The 21,158-nt window shown below is 44.1% G+C and carries 14 protein-coding genes; 11 read left to right on the top strand and 3 right to left on the bottom strand.

The window, feature by feature from the left end:
* Positions 1 to 4: 4 nt before the first annotated feature.
* Positions 5 to 997, bottom strand: a complete 993-nt coding sequence (locus tag FEM55_RS03590; protein WP_229209074.1) for a tetratricopeptide repeat protein — start codon at positions 995 to 997, stop codon at positions 5 to 7.
* A 65-nt stretch (positions 998 to 1,062) separates the two neighbouring features.
* On the opposite strand from FEM55_RS03590, the gene FEM55_RS03585 reads away from it, so the two are divergent.
* The 7 genes from FEM55_RS03585 to trmB all read left to right on the top strand — a co-directional run bounded on the left by FEM55_RS03585 (position 1,063) and on the right by trmB (position 10,316).
* On the top strand, positions 1,063 to 1,314 hold the full coding sequence (locus FEM55_RS03585) for a hypothetical protein (RefSeq protein WP_138279930.1): 252 nt from the start codon (positions 1,063 to 1,065) through the stop codon (positions 1,312 to 1,314).
* A gap of 152 nt (positions 1,315 to 1,466) precedes the next feature.
* The gene (locus tag FEM55_RS03580) at positions 1,467 to 4,484 is read left to right on the top strand and encodes a tetratricopeptide repeat protein (RefSeq protein ID WP_229209073.1); all 3,018 of its coding nucleotides are present in this window, start codon (positions 1,467 to 1,469) and stop codon (positions 4,482 to 4,484) included.
* 35 nt (positions 4,485 to 4,519) lie between these two features.
* On the top strand, positions 4,520 to 6,190 hold the full coding sequence (locus FEM55_RS03575) for a TonB-dependent receptor (protein WP_138279928.1): 1,671 nt from the start codon (positions 4,520 to 4,522) through the stop codon (positions 6,188 to 6,190).
* A 29-nt stretch (positions 6,191 to 6,219) separates the two neighbouring features.
* Positions 6,220 to 7,302, top strand: a complete 1,083-nt coding sequence (locus FEM55_RS03570; RefSeq protein WP_138279927.1) for an HU domain-containing protein — start codon at positions 6,220 to 6,222, stop codon at positions 7,300 to 7,302.
* 106 nt (positions 7,303 to 7,408) lie between these two features.
* A complete protein-coding gene (locus FEM55_RS03565; protein ID WP_138279926.1) occupies positions 7,409 to 8,335 on the top strand; it encodes a hypothetical protein in 927 nt (308 codons plus the stop codon).
* A 5-nt stretch (positions 8,336 to 8,340) separates the two neighbouring features.
* A complete protein-coding gene (locus FEM55_RS03560) occupies positions 8,341 to 9,642 on the top strand; it encodes a bifunctional folylpolyglutamate synthase/dihydrofolate synthase (RefSeq protein ID WP_138279925.1) in 1,302 nt (433 codons plus the stop codon).
* A 14-nt stretch (positions 9,643 to 9,656) separates the two neighbouring features.
* Positions 9,657 to 10,316 carry a tRNA (guanosine(46)-N7)-methyltransferase TrmB gene (trmB, locus tag FEM55_RS03555; RefSeq protein WP_138279924.1) on the top strand — a complete coding sequence of 220 codons (660 nt, stop codon included), beginning with the start codon at positions 9,657 to 9,659 and terminating at the stop codon, positions 10,314 to 10,316.
* A 69-nt stretch (positions 10,317 to 10,385) separates the two neighbouring features.
* Here the strand turns inward: trmB and gap are convergent, their stop codons facing one another.
* Entirely contained in the window at positions 10,386 to 11,402 is a 1,017-nt protein-coding gene (gene gap / locus FEM55_RS03550) for a type I glyceraldehyde-3-phosphate dehydrogenase (protein ID WP_138279923.1), read from the bottom strand.
* 575 nt (positions 11,403 to 11,977) lie between these two features.
* Here gap and FEM55_RS03545 point away from each other — a divergent pair.
* Together FEM55_RS03545 and FEM55_RS03540 are read left to right on the top strand one after the other, a co-directional pair.
* Positions 11,978 to 12,793 (top strand): 2,3,4,5-tetrahydropyridine-2,6-dicarboxylate N-succinyltransferase, encoded by an 816-nt coding sequence (locus tag FEM55_RS03545; RefSeq protein ID WP_138279922.1) that lies wholly within the window; start codon positions 11,978 to 11,980, stop codon positions 12,791 to 12,793.
* 245 nt (positions 12,794 to 13,038) lie between these two features.
* Positions 13,039 to 13,476, top strand: a complete 438-nt coding sequence (locus tag FEM55_RS03540) for a helix-turn-helix transcriptional regulator (RefSeq protein ID WP_138279921.1) — start codon at positions 13,039 to 13,041, stop codon at positions 13,474 to 13,476.
* A gap of 26 nt (positions 13,477 to 13,502) precedes the next feature.
* Here FEM55_RS03540 and FEM55_RS03535 read toward each other — a convergent pair whose 3' ends face one another.
* Complete coding sequence (locus FEM55_RS03535) at positions 13,503 to 15,413, bottom strand: T9SS type B sorting domain-containing protein (RefSeq protein WP_138279920.1); 1,911 nt, start codon at positions 15,411 to 15,413, stop codon at positions 13,503 to 13,505.
* Between the two features lie 719 nt (positions 15,414 to 16,132).
* Here FEM55_RS03535 and FEM55_RS03530 point away from each other — a divergent pair.
* Positions 16,133 to 19,324 (top strand): SusC/RagA family TonB-linked outer membrane protein, encoded by a 3,192-nt coding sequence (locus FEM55_RS03530; RefSeq protein WP_138279919.1) that lies wholly within the window; start codon positions 16,133 to 16,135, stop codon positions 19,322 to 19,324.
* 35 nt (positions 19,325 to 19,359) lie between these two features.
* Positions 19,360 to 20,871, top strand: coding sequence for a RagB/SusD family nutrient uptake outer membrane protein (locus FEM55_RS03525; protein ID WP_138279918.1), 1,512 nt, complete (start codon positions 19,360 to 19,362; stop codon positions 20,869 to 20,871).
* The last annotated feature ends 287 nt before the right edge of the window (positions 20,872 to 21,158 follow it).

Here is a 21,158-nt window from a genome sequence, read left to right as displayed (position 1 = left end):
AAATTCATTTACAGTTTTTCGCCGCCTCAGCGATGGAAGCAGAATCTTTCAGGATGATTCCCTGCTTCCATATTCTGCATGCTTCTGACGCGTTCTTTTGCTGCCAGTAAGCACTTCCGGCAAGTCCGTACAGCATGTCTACGGGTTCGGACAAATCAATGGCTTTTTTGTAGGTTTCAACAGCCAAATCAATATTTCCTGTCAGCTGATAATACATGCCCAGGTTTCGCAATGCGTAACCATTTTCAGGTAGCTTTTCCAGCGAGCGGCTGATGAGTTCCTTTCCCTTTTCGGCTTGTCCGGTCTGAAGCAAAACATACCCTTTGTTGTTCAGTGAATAAGGATCTGACGGATCCGCATCGAGCACTTTATCAAAATAAGCAAGGGCAAGCGGCCAGTTCTTTTCTTTTGTTGCAATAAGCCCCAGATTGTTCAGGGCCTGCGGCAGCAAAGGGCTGATGGAAACAGCGGCGTTGAAATCCGCTTTCGCCTGTTTGTAAGCATGCATGTTGTAATAAATGGCACCGCGGTTTACCAAAGCTTCCACGTTGCTGCTTTTCAGCTGAACGGCTTTGTCATACTCGGGAATGGCCAGCGCGGAATTTCCTTCTGCACTCAGCAAATCTCCTTTAATCAGGTAATAACGGGTAGAATCCCGGTACTGTTTTTCAATGGCCTGCAAATCCTGCCGTACTTCACGTAATCGGCCCAGATGAAGGCTGGTTTCGGCACGGACGAGATTTGCCTGTACAAGCGTTGGGTCAATCCGGATTGCTTCTGACAAAACGTCGAAGGCTTCTTCGGCTTTATTCATTTTCAATAAACTTATACCTTTGTTAAGGTATGCGTCTGAAAAATCTGCATTTTTGGCAATTGCTTCATTGTAAAACCGGACTGCCTCGGCATAGTTCTTTTGATTGAGGGCCTGATTGCCTTTCAAAAAAAAATCGGCAGCGTCTTTTTTGCTCTGACTGGTGCAGCTTAAAATATTTAGCACTAATAAGATTAGTATTACTATTAGTTCTAACCTGATACTCATGATGTTACAAATAATAAATTGAAATGAGATATATTAAGGATTTACCTGGTTCGGAATACAAGATCGGGCTTTACCAATGGAATAATAAATACATTATAAAAATTGAATCCGGCATGTATGAGCAAACTTACAAAATCGATGATTACGAAATCCAGAGTCAGGAAGAAATCGAAGCGTGTATGGATGAAGCTTTTCTTGCGGCAGTTACCGACCGGTTCAATGCCATGCACAACGATTTTTCAGATTCATTAAGAAGAAACAACATCCTGTTTTAACCATTATCCGGGATGATTACGGACGTATACGGTTTTGATTCACATTTCGTTAGTTACAAACCAATTGGAGCAGTATGTGTGCAGTGAAATACGCTATTTAACTGAATATGGTCAAGAATAATTTAAATCAAAATTCCCTCAACTCACTTTCTATGATTTTTAAACATGGCGCCTCCGCAGTTGGAACGCTTATTTTTATGGGTGCAACTTCTGTTTCGGCTCAGAATACGCTGAGTTTTACAGAACCTGAAGCTCATTTCCGCAATGGCCTTGAATATTATGAGAAATCCAACTATGTCGCTGCAAGACAGGAATTTGGAGAGTATCTTAGCAATCAGGACAAGCTGCTGAGCACCAGTGATTATAACAAGGTTACGGCGGAATATTACGTGGCAGTAACCGGATTATACCTGAATTACCCGGAAGCAGAAGTACAGGTGGATCGTTTCGTCAAGAACCATTCCGAACATCCCAAAGCACAGCAGATCTATGGTGATCTGGGACGTTATTATTATGAAGCCGGTTCGTATGAAAAAGCCATTACTTACCTGCAAAAAGCTGTTACGTTGACGGGCAATAATCCGAACAAGCTGGAAAGCACTTACCAGCTGGCCATGTCTTATTATAAAACACAGCAGCTGGATGCCGCACTTCCGCTATTTAACCAGGTAAAAACAGAAACCGGTTTTGCCAATTCTGCCGATGCATCCTTTTACGCCGGCGTCATCAATTACCAGAAGAACAATTTTGAAGAAGCTTACCAGGATTTTCTGAGAATAGAATCGCACGAGTACTATAAAAATGAAGCTCCCAACTGGATCATTTCATCTTTGTACCAGCTGAAAAAATATGATGAGCTTTTAAAATATGGTGAAAGGTTGCTGACGCAGCAAAGAGGAAATACTAAACTGGATGATGTAGCATTATACGTGGCAGAAGTTTACTATGAAAAAGGAGATTATGCTGCGGCTGTTACAGCCTATGAACGTTATAAAAGAATGAAGCCGGGCGCCGTCCCGCCAAGTGTTGCCTTGCATTACGGCCATTCCCAGTTTCGGAGCGGAAATTACAGCGGAGCCATTACTTCGTTGAAGCCGGTTGGTAATGGAAAGGATTCTGTTTCGCAGTACGCTTCATATATATTGGGAATCAGCTACTTAAAGACAAATAGTTTAAGTAACGCTTTAACGTCATTTGATAATGCTGCCAAGCTGGAATTCAATAACGTCGTAAAAGAAGAAGCTGCATATAACCACGCCAAAGTTCAGCTTGACCTTGGAAACAACAACGATGCGGTGAAGGAATTCAATGGTTTTATGGCGACATACCCGCAAAGCAAGCATGTGGAAGAAGCAACGGAGCTGGTGGCAGAAGGTTACTCCAATGCCAGCAACAGTACCGGCGCCATTAAGTACATTGAAGGGCTTTCCAAACGTAATGCTAAAATTAATGGGACATATCAGCGGCTTACTTTCAATCAGGGCGTTACCGAACTCAACCAGCAAAGGTTTGATCCCGCCATTGTTAACTTTGATAAGTCGCTGAAATTCCCGATTGACGAAGAAATAAGCAATGCTGCTGCCTATTATAAAGCAGAATCAACGTATGGATTGAAGAAAGTAGACGAAGCAGCCCAGCTTTATACACAAATCACCAAAAACCCTAAATCGGGCATTTACGCCAGAAAAAGTCTGTATGCACTGGGATACATCTATTATAACCAGAAAAAGTACGGACAGGCGCTGAATTACTTCAAGGAATTCACCAGCAATATAGAGGGAATGGAAAGCGATATGATCGAAGATGCATATGCCCGCCTTGCGGACTGTTACCTTGCCGCCAAGAATTACAATGAAGCCATCCGGACTTACGAGCAAGTTGCCGCCAAAGGGAAGGTCGATAAAGATTATGCGATTTTCCAGAAGGCGCGGGCTTACGTATATATGAACAGGGAACCCGAAGCACGCCAGCAGTTTGAAATGCTGATCAAGCAGTACAAGTCTTCGGATTACCTGGACGATGCCTATTTTCAGCTGGCAGATATTGAATTCCAGAACCAGAGTTATTCGGCTGCGGTAAAAGGCTACACCCGCCTGATCAATGAAAAACCGACGAGCGTTCTGATTCCTGCTGCATTGTTGCGGAGAGCACAATCCTATTACAATCTTCAGGTATACGAACAGGCCATTGTCGATTTCAGAAAGCTGCTGACCGAATATCCGGATTCTCCTTCTGCCAGCAGTGCACTGGAAGGAATTCAGGAAAGTTATACCGCCGTGGGCCGTCCGGAGGAATTTACACAGGTTCTTGGCGTTGTCCGCAAAAACAATCCGGCGAATGAAAAACTGGAAGAAGTCGAGTTCGATAACGTACGCAACTTGTACTACGCTGAAAAATACGAGAATGCTATCAGTTCACTTCAGGAATTTATACGAAGCTATCCGTCCAGCCCGCATCAGTACGACGCCAATTATTTCATCGGTTCATCGTATGACAAAATCGGAAAAGTGAGTGAAGCACTGCAGTATTTTGGAAAGGTCATCCAGGAAAACCGCTCCACGTTCGTTGGTGCGGCGGCGCAAAGATCGGCGGAGCTGGAAATCGGACGTGGCAACTTCAACAATGCGGTAACGAGTTACAGAATGCTGCTGAGAAATTCGGAAAGTAAAAAGGAAAAGGCGCAGGCATGGATCGGGTTAATGGATACGTATTACACGTTAAAAAGTTATGACTCTACGCTCTATTACGCAAGAGAAGTCATCAACGCCGCCGATGTAGTTCCCGCAAGCGCCGGCAAAGCGCAGCTGTATCTTGGCAAGGTTCCGTATGACCGCGGCGATCTGGCCAAATCTGCAGAGGAATTCAAGAAAATCATGGCTGCTTCAAAGGACGAATACGGCGCAGAAGCAAGTTACTGGTCGGCCATGATCCTTTACAGGAACAAGAAATACAAGGATGCCGAGGCGGCCATCATCGAGATGGGCAAAAATTTCGAAGGTTATGATTACTGGCGCGTAAGGTCATTTATTCTGTTGGCTGAAGTATATGTCGGAATGAAAGATATGAAGCAGGCCAAGGCTACTTTAAGCTCGATCATCGAAAATTCGGATGACAAGGAAGCCGTTCAGCTGGCAAAGGAAAAACTGGCCCAGATTGAAAAACTTAAATGATGAATACCGTGAGAAAAAAGACAACATATACATTCATGACGAATACCAGTGCCATGCGTTTTGCCTTATTATTCATTTTAACCGGATTTTCAATTCCGTTTTCCTTTGCGCAAAAAGGCGAGATAGAAAGCCAGACTTACGAGATTGTCAAAGAAAAGAGCATCGAATTTGCTCCGGCAAACCGGGTTTTTGACAACGTGCAGCCCGTACAAACCGATGCTGCAAAGAAAAAGGTTTCATACGAAATCATTGATCCGCAGATCAACATTGCTTCGCCCAAACTAACGCCCGCTGTAGGGGTTTCCTCTGATGAACAGCAAAGGCAGGAACAGCCTGACGTGCTGAACAACTATGTCAAGCTGGGCGGCGGAAATTACGGACGGTTTCTGGGCGAGGCTTTTGTAGGCGCAAGACCGACGGAAGATCTGGTTTTTACAACGCAGCTGAAACATTTGTCTGCCGCAAGCGGACCCGTGGAAGGAAAGAATTCGGCCAATGCTTCCACCAACTTCAAGGTCGGAGGCAAATACATCCGGAACACGTACAAAGTAGAGGCATCGCTGGATTACGACCGTAAAAACTACTATTTCTATGGCTACAAGCCGCAGCCGGAAAGTTACATTGTGAACAGAGATAGTCTGAGACAAACGGTTAACCAGTTCGGGATTAACCTGGGATTTGAAAATACCGATGCTTCCGTTGCGGTGGATTATTCAGTAAAAACAGGCTTGCATACGCTTCGCGACCGTTACAATGCCTCGGAACTGGACTGGGGAACGCAGTTGATGGCTTCTGTACCCATTACAGAAAGTTTTTATGCCTTGCTGGAAGCGGATGCCTTTGTATCGCAGCGTGTAGACCAGTTTACATATAACCGGAATCTTTTTAGGGTAAAGCCTACTTTCAAATACGTTACGGAACTGTACACCGTAACTGCCGGGATCAATGCCGTAAATGAAACCGACAGCGAGCTGGATATCAACAAAACAAAGGCATTTCCGGTGCTGAACATCGATGTTACGCCTTTTACAGGACTGCATGTATTTGCAGGCTGGAACGGCGATATTGTCCGGAATACATTGCGGAGCATGCTGAGCGAGAATCAGTGGCTCGGGCCCAATGTTTTAATTGTAAATACAGAGAAGAATTCAGAAATAAGCGGCGGTGTAAAAGGGGAAACAACTTCGGGTTTTAATTACGAAGGAAAAGTGGCCTATACCCAGTACCGTAATTTTTACAACTTCAACAATTCGCTGGCCGATACCAGCAAATTCTCGATCCTTTATGATAATGCAAAAACAAAGGTGCTGACCATTTCAGGACAGGCCGGCTACAACTTTAACGACCTTTTTAAAACTTCGCTTAAAGTAAACTTCTTTGATTATTCCCTCGGCGCAGTTGAGGAGGCGTGGCATCGTCCGGATCTTACGTTAAACTGGTTTAACGCTTTGTCGATTAGTAAAAAGTTGTTTGTAACCACCGATTTTTATGTTTTAAGAGGTATAAAAGCAAAAAATTTTCAGAGCGGTGCCGTTACGAAACTGCCGGTTATTGCAGACCTGAATCTGAAGATTGATTACCTGTTAACCAGGAACTTCTCTGCTTTTGTGTCCATTAACAACATGTTCGGGAAACAGTATCAGCGGTACCAGTATTATCCGCAGCAAGGGCTTAACTTTATTGGAGGATTATCGTTTTCTTTTTAACTTCGCTCAGTTAATTCAATAGACGCTCCATGATCGCAGTCGAAACCATTATCAGGAAATTAGTTGGGGAATATGAATTTGTAATCATTCCCGGGTTCGGAGCATTGCTTTCGCATCAGATCCCGGCCGCGTATGATACCAGTTCAGGGCTTTTTTCACCACCGGTTAAAAAGCTGGCATTTAACGAGTTTCTTAAACTGGATGACGGTTTCCTGGCCAATTACATTTCCAGAAACCAGCAGCTGACGCATGCAGAAGCGGTTGAATATGTAAGAAAATATACCGATCAGCTCCGTTCCAGGCTTGAAAAAGATGGACGGGCCAGAATTGCCGGCATCGGTGAGTTCAGCAAGAATGTAGAAGGGAAACTGGTATTTGAGCCAAGCACGGAGAAATATTTCAAAGATGAGTGGTATGGATTCCAGAAAATAAAGGTTCAGGAATTCAAGGCCAGGCCGACAGTGGCTCTTCAGAATGAAAAGTATGTTCCGAAGGAAGCAGCAGAAGTTCTGGAAGCAGAGGAAGAAAAAACTACCGTAATCAAGTGGTCCAACTGGGCTGCCGCTGCTGTCATTGCAGGTTTGTTATGCGGACTGAGCTTCTTCCTGGTTAATTCACGTGCCGATATCAAAAGTACGCTGAATCCATTTACAGAGTTGTTTGCCAGCAAGTCGCTGCCTTCAGCACCTGAAAAGGAAGTTAAAACTATTAAAGCAACACGCAAAGCTGCTGAAATGCCGGTTGCTGTTGTTCCGGAAGTTGTCAAAGTAGCAGCGCCGGATTCTGCTGCGGCAGTAACCAATACGGAAGTGGCTGTTAAACCAATCGTTAAAGAAGAAGCGGTTACAGCAAAGCCGGTTTCCGCTATCCCGGCAGATGCCCGTTTCTATGTTATTGCAGGTGCTTTCAAAGGAGCCAGGCAGGCCGGAATCCTGCTGAAAGAATTACAGGCAAAAGGTTTTACAGAAACAATTATCATACCGGCTGATAAGTATAGCAAAAAGGTAAAAGTGGCCGTTAGCGGTTTTGATAATGAAAGTGATGCTTACCGTGCATCCGCCAAACTGAAGACAGTCATTGGGGAAGCCGGCTGGGTTTATAAAAAGAGATAGAAAAACAGCATGATTGCAGAGGAAGCATAACCAGCTTCCTCTTTTTACGTTTATACAAGATATTTTTTGATTGCACGTTGAATAAAAAAATTAATTACTGAAAAAAATGATTGTACAACAGGCAGAAGATCGTCAGAGAATCGCAGTTTCATGGGCTATGTCCTTCGGAATTACAATTGCCATGCTTGGATTGTTCTTCTTCATCCGGCTCAACAGTTCAGTACCCAAAGTGGCGCCTATGGAGCTTTTTGTGGAAGTGAACTACGGTACGGAAAAAGTTGGAAGAGGAAATGTGCAGACCTTCAATAAACCCAATGACAGCAAGGTAGCCGAAAATATGCGTGCAGATGCCGACGAAGTCAAAAAGGTGAAGTCTGTATCCACTCCCAAGCCGACGCCGCCCACACCGCCAAAAATCGAGTCTCCGAAGCCGGTAAAAACCGCAGCCGAAAAGCCGGTTATCTCTTCGAAAGAAGAAAGCCCTGTGGAAGCGCCTGAAAAGACGGATGTGAAGAAATCGGCCGGAAGTGAAAATACTTCGGCGCCGGTCAGCAAACCGGCATCGGAAAAGGCTGTTAACCGGGATGCACTTTTTACAAAATCGTCCGGAAGCAAATCCGGCAGCAATGGCACCAACGGAACCAGGAGCGGGGTTGGCGGGAACAACAACGGAGATGATGCGGAAGGTGTCGGCGACAAAGGTTCCAAAAGCGGCAGTCTGTTTGCCAAGACATACAAGGGTGAAGGCGGCGGTGGCGGAACGGCAGTTGGTCTAAGCCTTTCCGGTTGGAGCTGGTCACGCAAACCGGTTGTGGATGATAATTCCGATGCTACCGGCGATATTACGTTCAAGATTACCGTGGATAAAAACGGGCGTGTCAAGAGCATTATCACGCAAAGTACAACTGTAACCGATTATGCTGTGGTAAACAAATACAAAAGTGCAGTCCGCGATCTGACGTTTGTGCCTAAATCGGATAACGTTCCGGATGAATCCATCGGAACCATCACTTTTAAAATACGTTCACGGTAAGCAGAATGAATTATCAGGAAACGTTGGATTACCTGTACAGCAGATTACCGGTTTTTCATAATATTGGAGCCCGGGCCTTCAAACCCGGCCTTCAGACTACCATGGAGCTTTGCAAGCTGGCGGGAAATCCACAAAATGATTATCCAACCATTCATATTGGCGGTACCAACGGAAAAGGCAGTACTTCGCATATGATTGCTGCTATCCTGCAAAAGGCCGGCTATAAAGTAGGACTTTATACTTCCCCGCACCTGAAAGATTTCCGGGAAAGAATACGGGTAAATGGCATATTTGCAAACGAGGACTTCATAGCGAATTTTATAGCTGATCACAAATCTAACATCGATAGATTGAGTCCTTCTTTTTTTGAAGTAGCTGTTTCTATGGCATTTGCATATTTCAACTATGAAAAAGTGGATGTAGCCGTCATTGAAGTCGGAATGGGAGGCAGGCTGGATTCAACCAATATTATTCATCCGGAGCTATCTTTGATCACAAACATCAGTCTGGATCATACACAATTTCTGGGCGATACGCTGGAAAAGATTGCTGCGGAAAAAGCAGGTATCATCAAGCAAGGCGTTCCCGTAGTCATCAGTGAATATCAGAGCGAAGAGATCAGTACTGTTTTCACACAGGCTGCTACCTCACTTCATGCATCGCTATATTACGGTTCACAACTTTACGACATTACCAAAGTAGGTTTTTCAAACGGCAGGATGAATGTCAAGGTTTTTGAAAAGTCTACGATGGAGCTTGTCTTTCCCAATCTCCAGCTTGATCTTACGGGCGATTATCAGGTAAAAAACCTCGGCGGCGTTCTGACAGCCGTTAAAATATTAAAGTCGAAAGGTTGGCAAATACAGGATGATGATATTGTTTCGGCACTTCAATCAGTTGTTGAACTAAACGGATTACAGGGTCGATGGCAAAAATTACAGGATAATCCCGCCGTTTATTGCGACACTGCGCACAATCCAGCCGGTTTGTCGGAAACCATGAAGCAGTTCACGAGCATTTCAAGCGGCCAGGCAAGGTTTGTCATCGGGTTTGTCGGAGACAAGGACATCAGCAGCATGCTGAAATTGTTTCCGGCTAACGGGAAATTCTATTTTTGTCAGCCTTCCAACATGCGTGCCTTAAAGGCAGAAGATCTTCAGCGCATGGCTTTGCAAGTTGGTTTGCAGGGAAATGTTTACCCGGATGTCAATGAAGCGCTGAAAGAAGCCATCTGGGAAGCGGATCCTGATGATACGATCTACGTTGGCGGAAGTACGTTTGTCGTAGCGGACCTTGAACAGTTGTAAATCAAAAACAGTTAATGAGCAGAAGAAAGTTAGATCATTACCGCTTCAGTGCTGAAGCGCAAAATGTAATTGAAGCAGGAAAACCTTTGTATACGCAGATAAAAGGTAATTGGAACGAGTTTTACTTTAAAAATGATAATCCGCTTGTACTGGAACTGGCTTGTGGAAAAGGAGAATACACCGTTGGTTTGAGCACCCATTTTCCAGACAAGAATTTTATAGGAATGGATCTGAAAGGCGATAGGATTGCAAGGGGAAGCCAGCTTGCATCAGAAAGAAACCTGCATAACGTTGCTTTTCTAAGGGCAGGTATCCAGTATTCGCATGAATTTTTTGCTCCGAATGAAGTAAGTGAAATATGGCTTATTCATCCTGATCCGCAGGTAAGAGCACGTGATGAAGCCAAGCGCCTCACCAATCTTAGATACCTGAACGATTATGCAGCTTTTCTGAAACCGGACGGAAAGTTTTGTTTAAAGACAGACAGTACTTTCTTATATGATTATACGCTGGAGACAATTGAAAAGTCCGGTGCATACCGGATCGTTGAGCATACTGCTGATTTATATAATTCTCATCTGCTTGATGATCATTTCGGTGTAACTACACATTATGAGCGGATTTTTACGGCTAAAGGTTATACCATCAAATACATTAATGCGATTGTTCTATAGAGCATGGACGAATAAAAAAGCCGTTTTAACACATGTTAAAACGGCTTTTTTATTCGTAGGAGATTGATCTTATTTGTTACCGATCAAACCCGCAAAGTAATAAACAGTTCTTACCAGCTGAGAAACGTAAGACATTTCGTTGTCGTACCAGCTAACAGTTCTTACGAGTTGTGTATTGCCTACTTTTTGAACCCTTGTCTGAGTAGCGTCGAACAAGGAGCCGTAGCTGATGCCGATGATGTCGCTGCTTACAATTTCGTCTTCAGTATAGCCATAGCTTTCATTTGCTGCTTCTTTCATGGCAGCATTGATTTCCTCAACAGAGGTTTCCTTGCCAAGAATTACCGTAAGTTCAGTCAATGAACCGGTAAGAGTCGGAACACGCTGAGCAGATCCGTCCAGTTTTCCTTTCAGTGATGGCAATACAAGTCCGATTGCTTTTGCAGCACCCGTACTGTTCGGAACGATATTCTGTGCAGCAGCTCTGGCACGTCTCAAATCACCTTTAGCATGTGGGGCATCCTGTGTATTCTGGTCGTTGGTATAGGCGTGGATCGTTGTCATCAAACCATTTACAATACCAAACTTCTCTTCCAGAACTTGCGCCATTGGTGCAAGACAGTTGGTTGTGCAGGAAGCGCCGCTGATGATGGTTTCAGATCCGTCCAGAATGTCATGATTAACATTGTAAACGATTGTTTTCAGATCGCCGGTTGCAGGAGCAGAAATAACTACTTTCTTGGCACCTGCCTTGATGTGTGCACTTGCTGATTCCTGGCTGGTAAAAAATCCGGTACATTCCAGGACAACATCGACATCATGAGATCCCCATGGAATCTGTGCAGGATCACGCTGTGCATAAATAACGATATTTTCACCATTTACAACAATAGAATTATCAGTTGTTTTAACTTCTGCATCAAAGCGTCCGTGTGCCGTATCGTACTTAAGTAAGTGTGCTAATACTTTTGGGCTGGTCAGATCATTGATGGCAACAATATCAATGCCTTCCATATTATAAATCTGACGATAAACCAGACGGCCGATACGACCAAATCCATTAATTGCAACTTTTACGTTAGACATGTCTTTCTTAATTTGATTTATTTAAAGGGCAATATTAATAAAAATGTATACGGATTTAAAGGAATATCTGAAAATTCATCAATAGTAAGATTATCACTAGATAGCTACACACATTAGCAAATTTGCAATCAAATACTAAATTTAGCATTATTTTTTATTGCTTAATACTAATTTAAATAGTATTCTTTTATGTTTATCTCTGCGTATTTATTTAATTTGCAAATGTTTATTATCGATCTGGAATGTACTTTTAATTTAGTAAATGCAAAACAAATACTGGTTGTGACTTACTTTATTATTGAATGACAAGATGCTTAATGCTCATGACAGTAAAGCTTGTCGGCAAAGCCTATGATTTTCGCATGCGATTTCCGGTTTACCGCTGTTTGCACAGGAGAAACATTAATTATATCCACCATTTGATAACCTGCTTTAATTAAGCTAAATTTAGGGTAGGAGGAAAGGCCATAGATTCTATTTAAGATTACCTGATTTATAAAATATTGTTTTACATAACAGTACAAATTCCTGTATTTCAATACTTTAAATATAGTTTATTAATTAATTAGTTTAACATGAGTTACGAGCAACAAATTGAGTCTTATTGGGAGAACAGAGCGCTTCTTAAACAACCGGAAGCAATCAACTTTATAAAGGATATTATTGAAGAAGTAGATAAAGGTAGAATAAGAGTAGCAGAACCACTGCCAAATGGAGAGTGGAAAGTTAATCAGGCTTTAAAAAAAGCAATCATTCTTTACTTTCCGATTCAACAGATGGAAGTCAGTGAAGTCGGCATTTTTCAATACCATGATAAAATGAAACTGAAAACAGGCTATGATAAACTCGGAATCCGGGTTGTTCCGCCAGCTGTTGCAAGGTATGGTGCATATATTTCCAAAGGTGTTGTACTGATGCCTTCTTATGTAAATATCGGAGCTTATATCGATGAGGGAACAATGGTCGATACGTGGGCCACAGTAGGGAGTTGCGCACAGATCGGAAAGAACGTTCACCTGAGCGGAGGAGTAGGAGTGGGCGGTGTCCTGGAACCCGTACAGGCGTCTCCTGTTATCATTGAAGATGGTGCTTTTATCGGATCAAGATGTATTGTTGTAGAGGGTGCACATATCGGTAAAAGAGCGGTTCTTGGAGCTGGCGTAACCATAACCGGAAGTTCTAAAATCATCGATGTGACTGGTGACTCGCCCATAGAATACAAGGGTTATGTTCCGGAAGATTGTGTAGTTATTCCGGGCAGCTTGCCAAAAGAATTTGCCGCAGGTACTTATCATGTTCCATGTGCTTTAATCATTGGAAAAAGAAAAGCCAGTACGGATTTAAAGACTTCCTTGAATGATGCATTGCGCGAAAATCAGGTAGCAGTTTAGAATATTACATCAGATTATTAAGGCTGCTTATGATTGGCATAGGCAGCCTTTTTTGTTGTTTAAGTATGTAAAGTGTCTTAATGGCATAAATAATGCATAAAGTTAAATTTACATTATTAAATTAATGGCTATTTATACTTGTAAACAATTTACAATTATAAGTTTAACATTATAAATCTTTATTTGTTTACTGATGTGAATTGATTAAGTTTGAGCCATGTTACATTAAATTACAAAATGCAATTATGGATTTGAATGAAAAGATTAAACAAATACTGATTGAAAAGAATATATCACCGTCCTTGTTTGCAGATGAAATCGGCATTCAGCGTTCGAGCATTTCACATATTCTTGCTGGCAGAAACAAGCCTAGCCTGGACATTGTACAGAAGATTATACGCCGGTTTCCAGAGATCGGATTGAACTGGATTATGGATGATGAAAGTCTGCCTCTGGATCAAACCGAATATCAGGAAAGACACACTTCCTACGCTCCGGTTCATGAAAGAAAACCGCAGTACCCGGCGGCATCGGAATCAAGCAGAAAATACAATCATCAAACTGCCCGATCACGCGAGAATGGCATGCTGAATGACGCGGTTTCTAAACAGGATAAAACCGTGGAGCGGATTTTGATTTTCTACAGCAACGGTACTTTCCAGGAATTCAGGCAAGGTGTCTGATAGCGTCAGGTGATTTCTGACACCTTTTATTTTAAGAGTAGAACAGAGCCTTCGACGGGTTGCTGAAGTTGTGCCTTAATAATATACGGATAGCTGCCCGCCGGCAACGGTTTGTTTTGATATGTTCCGTTCCAAGGCTCGGAATATCCTTTTGAATGGAAAATCACCTCGCCCCAGCGATTAAAAATGCTTATTTCTTCAATGCGGTTTTTGCTGTCGATTATTTTGAAAGTATCATTATGGCCGTCATTGTTCGGGCTAAACGTCGTTGGAATATGTATTTTCTCAATCACAAACACGAGCGTGCTGTCCTTTGCAATACATCCGTTTTCCGAGGTGACCGAAAGAGTGTATTGCGTGTCCGTCTGCGGAGCTACAACCGCTTCTTTAACGTTGTCCTTTGAAACCATTCCTTCCGGCGGCGACCAGCTATAAACATAATTCAGATTTGGCGGGGAGATCGTTGGTGCCAGCTTTACACTGGCACCGGTTATTACACCAGTTCTTTCCGGCAGTACCACATCAAAACTATCTTCTGCAATATGGGTTGTATCGGTTCCGGTACAGCCATCCGCAGGATTGGTAATCTTCAGCATATAAGTACCGGCATCACCGATACTCAACACCGGTGCAGAACTGGTCAGAATGACATCGTCTTTTTTCCATTCAATGACAAGATCACTGGCCACGTTGCCGCCGTTCGCAGATAAATTCATCCTTGCATCGGGGCACAGAACATTCTGATCTGAGCTTATGACCGCAGGAATCGGATCCGAGAAACGTGCACGGACCATTTCCGATGCAGTGTCTCTGGAACATTTTCCAACAAAGCTTTTAATGATCGAATACGATCCGCTGTCTTTTACCATGATACTCGGATCGTCCGCACCCGGAATATTCAGTCCGTTCAGCTGCCACTGATAAGCCCAGCCCGGTGCACTTGCCGTACTGAGTTCAATGGTTTTTTCCGGGCAGAATTCCACTTCTGTAACCGGCTTTGCGTCATACATTATGACCGGCTTTTCAGGCGTATCATCATTGCAGTCAATCACAAGCAACTGAAAATCTCTTCTGACCACACCAATTTTTTTACCATTACGAAATTCTTCACACTGAATGGCGAATACGTACAGACCAATTTTATTAGCATTTACGGTTAACATTCCCGTGTTGCCAACGCTTAACGGACTGGAACCCGGGATCACATTGGACAGCGAAATCCCGCGTGCCCACGTAACCAGCGGATAACCGTTGCTGACATTAGCAGTACCATAAGGATCGTCCGGACTCGTGTTTCCACGATAGGGTGTTACCAGCGAATAGCGCAATTCGTCGCCATCCTCGTCAGTGGCGGACATGTTCATGGAAAAAGGACGGTTGCTGCAAATGTACTGCCCGTTCGGCGGAAGGAATTCCGGTGACGAATTGCTTACTGTTACCGGAGGAAATTCCAGATAAAAGACCATTCCGTTATCGCCGGGCCTGACAATATTATTGATATCATCGTTCCGGCAGCAGCGTTCCCATACCATGTAATAACCTTCCGGATCATTGTATTTTTGAGGATCAAGAAAAATATTGCCCTTATATGTACCGATGGATGTGTTGAGCGAGCGGATTATCGCACAGGCTTTGTTCTGGTACTGAATGGATTTTACGGAAACATATGTGGCCAGTATTTCACCCATCATCCGATCGTCCTTTTTCCTGTAGATATAGAGGGTTGCTTCCGGATCCCGGTTTCCGGTGACATTCGGTGTGGAAACAACCACGTTGTTCTGATCCCAGATTTGTATCAGTGTAATTTCGAAGTTGCCGGTTGCCCCGGATGGCTTCATTTGTAACTCCCCGCCCACAATATGGTTTGCTGCGGCATGAAAGCCTGTACACCACGTCAGCAAAAACAGGAGCAACAAACAGGATAAGTTTCTAATCATTTGCCTGCAAGCATTTCATTGTAGAATCCATTGATATTCAGCATTGCCTTTGGAATCGTTGAAAAGGGTTGAAAAACACCTACACCGTAAATTTATAGAAATAACGTCACTAATCCATTTGCTTTTTGTTTTGTTTCTTTGAAGCAGGGACAAAGCAAAGCAAGACCAGCCTTTGCGCCTGCTTCTTTTCTTTGATGTAGAAGTCACACAGAACCTTTACTTAGTGCCTGAGGTATTCAGAATCGTGACACTATTAATGCCTGGCTGAAAGCGCAAGCTTTCTGACTTTACCGGATATATCCAATAAAGTCATGCTTATTAAATATTGATTAAACCAGACAGAGCAGGACAGTCAGTTCTTGCATTCAGTTTACTATTGCAGTAATATTATTATATATATTATAAATTGTGCTTTTACATATAAGAGCATACTTTTTTCTTAAAGGAATCCCATCCACTTAAATCAATGGCACCATTCAAATGCTTTTAACGGCATAAAGGAATAAAAGCACCAGAAATCAAATGAGATTAAAACGGTAAAAAATTAAACTATTATTACCCCTTAGTTATGCAATACTGCCTGTTCCTAAACCTTTAAAAATCCATTAACCCAAACCCCCAAAACACATGATGTAAACAGAAGGAGTCGTAAAGCAGCGGATTCGCCTGCATACCAGTACTGAAATCCATGACTATTTCCAATTCTTAAACTTAATCGTATGAATCAAATTCGACAATCGTTACATTGTACCCGGCTTCACTCCATACTGAAAATATCATTGAGCCAGGTGCTTATTGGTGTTGCCTGCGGCGTAAATGCAATGGCAGATCATCACCCGTTCCCCGGCCATGCTGTAAAAAGCAATTTTACCATCGACCGGACCATTAGCGGCAAAGTCACCGACGAGACCGGTGAAAAGGTTCCCGGTGTCAGCATTGTCCTGAAAGGATCTACAACCGGAACCGTTTCGGATGCAGACGGGGCTTTCAGCATCAATGTCCCGGATCAGGGCGGCACGCTGATCTTTTCTTCAGTCGGATTTCTGTCGCAGGAAGTTCCGCTTGGAAGCGGCTCCACCATTGATGTTATATTGGCTACGGATTCCAAGGCGCTTTCCGAAGTAGTCGTAGTCGGATACGGCAGTCAGTTAAAAAAAGAAATCACGGGTTCTGTCCAGACCGTAAAAAGCGAAGAACTCAAAGACATTCCCGTTTCACAGGTTACACAGAAATTGCAGGGACGGCTTGCCGGTGTGCAGATCAACCAAACGACAGGCAAGCCCGGACAGGGTATGTCGGTACGTATCCGCGGACAGGTTTCGGTTTCGGCGGGTAGCGATCCTTTATATGTAATTGACGGATTTCCGATCACAGGGAATATCGGTACGATAAACCCGGACGAGATCGAGGATATTTCCATTCTGAAAGATGCAGCCTCCACTTCGCTGTACGGTTCCCGCGCTGCCAACGGCGTGGTCCTGATTACAACCAAAAAAGGTAAACCTGGCGAAACAAGCGTAAGCCTGAATTCCTTCTACGGTTTTCAGAAAGTGGCTGAAAAAGGCCGTGTGAAAATGCTTAATGCCGAAGAATTCGCACAGTTTAAAAAAGAATACTACGAAGACCAGAATCAGCCTGTACCGAAAGAATTTGAAAATCCGTCCAGCTTCAGAGGAAAAAACAATGACTGGTATGATGCCCTTTTACGTACAGCGCCGATTCAGAGCTATAACCTGACGGTGACCTCCAACAAGGAAAACCTGAAAACTTCCCTGGTGGCAGGTATTTTCAATCAGCAGGGTGTTGTCCTGAACAATGACTACAAACGTTATTCGCTTCGTATGAACTCGGAGTACGATATTACGAGCAAAGTAAAGATCGGCTTCAATATCGCACCGCAATATGTTTACGACAATACGCCGAGAACGGATGGCGACCGCGGAACGGGAATTCTTTTCAACGCGCTGCATACATGGCCGGTCATGCCGATTTATGATGCAAATGGCCAACTGACGAAATACAACAACTTTCCGGGAAGCACAGGCAACATCTTTGATTATCCGAACTGGGTGCGCGCAGCCGAAGAACTGGTTAACGAAACCAAGACTACAAAACTGCTGGGCAATACATATCTGGTACTGAATCCTGTCAAAGGGCTTACGCTCAGAACGACGCTTAACATTGAATACGAAAACAACAAGTTTTTCTTCTTCAACCCGTCCACAGCCACCAGCAACATCAACGTTCCGGTTCCGACTACGGCCGTTACAACCCGCCAGAGTCTGGAAAACATCAGCTGGCTGAATGAAAACACCGCGGTTTATAACACCAGTTTCGGGAACCACAATTTTGAATTACTGGCCGGTTTTACACAGCAGCGTTATACCCAGGATTTCGCCCGTATTCAGGCGGACACCTATGCCGATGACAGGCTTCCAACCATTCAGGGTGCGCTCAACATCAACCGCGGTGGAACTTTCAGCGGATTCAATGAGTGGTCTCTGACTTCGTATCTGTCCCGTCTTTCCTATAACTATAAAGGAAAATATCTGTTTACGGCAGCGATTCGTGCGGATGGTTCTTCCCGTTTTGGTTCGGATAACCGCTGGGGAACATTTCCTTCTGTTTCGGCCGGCTGGGTGATGTCCGATGAAGAATTTTTCAAAAACATTTCCAAAGTGTCATTTGCTAAAATCCGCGGCAGCTATGGTGTGATCGGTAACAATAACATCGGTAACTATACGCAGTATGCGCTGGTTAATAATACAACCAATGCGGTATTTGGAAATAATGTGGCAACAGGTGCCGTTGTTACTTCTCTGGCGAACAACAACCTCGGCTGGGAAACAACCAAACAAATGGACCTGGGTCTGGATCTGGGTTTGTTCAACGACCGTATCCAGTTCATCTATGACTTTTATACCAAACGGACAACAAATCTGTTGTATGCCGTACAGATTCCGCAGGAAGCAGGTTTTACCAACTTCAATGACAACATCGGAGAAATCAAGTTCTGGGGACATGAATTCTCGTTGACGACACGTAATCTGGAAGGAAGACTGAAATGGACGACCAATGCAAACATTTCCATTAACCGCAACAAAGTACTGGAGTTGGCTCCGGGTATCGACCGCGTTTACGGTTCTTTCCACATTACGCAGGTCGGCAAGCCATTCGGACAATTTTACGGTCTGGTAAAAGAAGGTTTTTACATGAATGCTGAAGACCTGGCCAGTTCCCCGATCATTCCGGGCCGTTCAGCTATCGGTACGATCAAAATGAAAGATGTGAACGGCGACGGTGTCATTACGTATGGCGGTGACGCTGATGACCGAACCATTATCGGAAATCCGTTCCCCAAATTTACTTACGGGATCACCAACAACCTGAGCTATAAAAACTGGGATCTGTCCATTACCGGATCAGGTTCACAAGGAAACCAGCTTTGGATTCGTCACCTTTACAGTACGGCTAACCTCGACGGTGTATTCAACATGGTGGCAGGCGTTAAAGACCGTTTCCGTGTCAAGAATGATGCAAACGGCGTGGCAACACAGGTTATTTCTACCGGAAACGGCATGTTCGGAGCTACCAACAACGGTGGAAACTATACCGGAATCGAACGTGACTGGAACAGCTCGCATTTCGTGGCTGACGCTTCTTACTTCACGATCAAGAACATTACGCTGGGTTACAACATCGGTAAAGTGAACAAAGTATTCAAGTCGGCAAGGTTGTATGCTTCTATCCAGCAGGTTTATGTATTTACCAAATACAAAGGCGGACCTAATCCGGAAACCAGTGCACAGGGAGATGGAAACGGCGATGGCGGCAACCTGAGCCAGGGTGTTGACTTTTCCAGCTATCCGGTTCCGCGTACCTGGACCGTGGGTGTAAACCTGAACTTCTAAGTCAGCATATTTCAATTTATTAATTCTGATCAGAAATGAAAAAAACAAAATACATAGCCAGCTGTCTTCTGGTATTTGCATTGGCCGGCTGCCAGGAAGAATTCCTGACCGTGGTGCCCGAAACGGCTCTGAGCTCTGCCACATTCTTCAAAAACGAGGCTGATTTCCAGCAAGCTGTCAACGGGATTTACGTTCCGCTCCGCCAGATGTTCAACGAAAGAGCGTGGGTACTGGAAGAAATGCATTCGGACAATACCTATTATGCACGAAATACGCTGTATGGTGCGGTGGACCCGACGGAGAATGTCGCCGATTTTGCAGTTCCGACTGCCGGCGGCGTTACGGCCAATGATAACGTACTGGTGCAATACCGTTTGAACTATCAGATCATTGCCCGGGCCAATCAGGTGATTACCTCCATCGATGATATTGAATTTGCTGAAGAGTCGAAAAATAACTTGCGTGGACAGGCATTGTTTCTGCGGGCCTTTGCATACTTTGACCTTGTACGTCTGTTTGGCAAAGTGCCTTTGCACCTGACACCGGTTGCAGGTCGTGAAGATGCCGCCTTGCCTTTATCCGGTACGGAGGAAATTTATGCACAAATTGAAAAAGATGCACAGGCTGCCAGTACGATGCTACGGAACAAGGCCAAACAGGAAGCCGGACGGGCTACTTCGGGAGCCGCCAAAACGCTTCTTGCCAACCTTTACCTGACGCAGAAAAAGTGGGCACAGGTTGAAACCCTCGTAAAGGACGTGATCGCCAATGACGGTTACAGCCTTATGCCGGATTACGCCAATGCGTTCTCGACAACAACTGCCAACAAGAACAATCAGGAATCCATTTTCGAAATCCAGTATATGGAAGGCTCGGCCGGATACAACGGAAATCAGATTTATCGTTTCCTTCCGTCTCCGATTACGGCAGCTGAAATAGCGCCCATTACAGGTACTGCCAATCCGCAGCCTACTTCGCAGGAAAGTAACAACATTCCAACACCGGATCTGATTGCCGCCTATGAAGTGGGTGACAAACGCAAGGATGCATCCATCGGTTATGTGACGCTGAGCCAGGCTCTGACGGAAAACAAAACATTCCCTTATATTAAGAAATATGCCAAAACACATGCGCAGCATAACAATACCGGTCAGAACTGGCCGGTGTACCGTTATGCGGAAGTGCTGCTGTTTGCCGCAGAAGCGATGAACGAGCAGGGGAAAACAACCGAAGCAGCTACTTATCTGAACCAGGTGCGTAAGCGGGCGGGACTTGCCGCAACAACGGCAACATCGCAGGTTGCCATGCGGGAAGCCATTTTCAAAGAAAGACGTGTTGAACTTGCATTTGAAAACAAGCGCTGGTTTGATCTGACAAGAACCGGACGTGTGAAGGAAATCATAGGCGCGTATGGTGCAAAGGTAAAAGCCAATCCGGCCGCTTACTATTTCCCGAAAGGAGCCGTTCCTCCTCCGAATGCATTTACCGTTCTGGACGATTATTACGGATTGCCCGCAGTAGAAGCTGCGTTGACCCCGCATTTCTAGGAACAACATTCATAAAGCTCAATAAACAAAAAGTGTAGCAGATGATTACTGACTACACTTTTTGCATTAAAAACTTAGAATATCCTTAATTAACATCCATTTCCGACACCACAGGATGGAACGTTCAGCCATTCGCTTTATCATTGCATATCAGATTATTCTTAGTTTAAGTTTGTTTTATTTAAGAATAACGCGATATTCAATTAGATGAATAGGCAACACGGAAGGCTTACTTCAACTGATTTTCTTTCCGGAAAACGCATTCAAATCCAGTTTCAATTCCAATT

It is taken from the genome of Dyadobacter sediminis, from assembly GCF_005860765.1.
GTDB classification, from domain to species: domain Bacteria; phylum Bacteroidota; class Bacteroidia; order Cytophagales; family Spirosomataceae; genus Dyadobacter; species Dyadobacter sediminis.
This window is presented reverse-complemented; position numbering and strand designations above follow the sequence as displayed.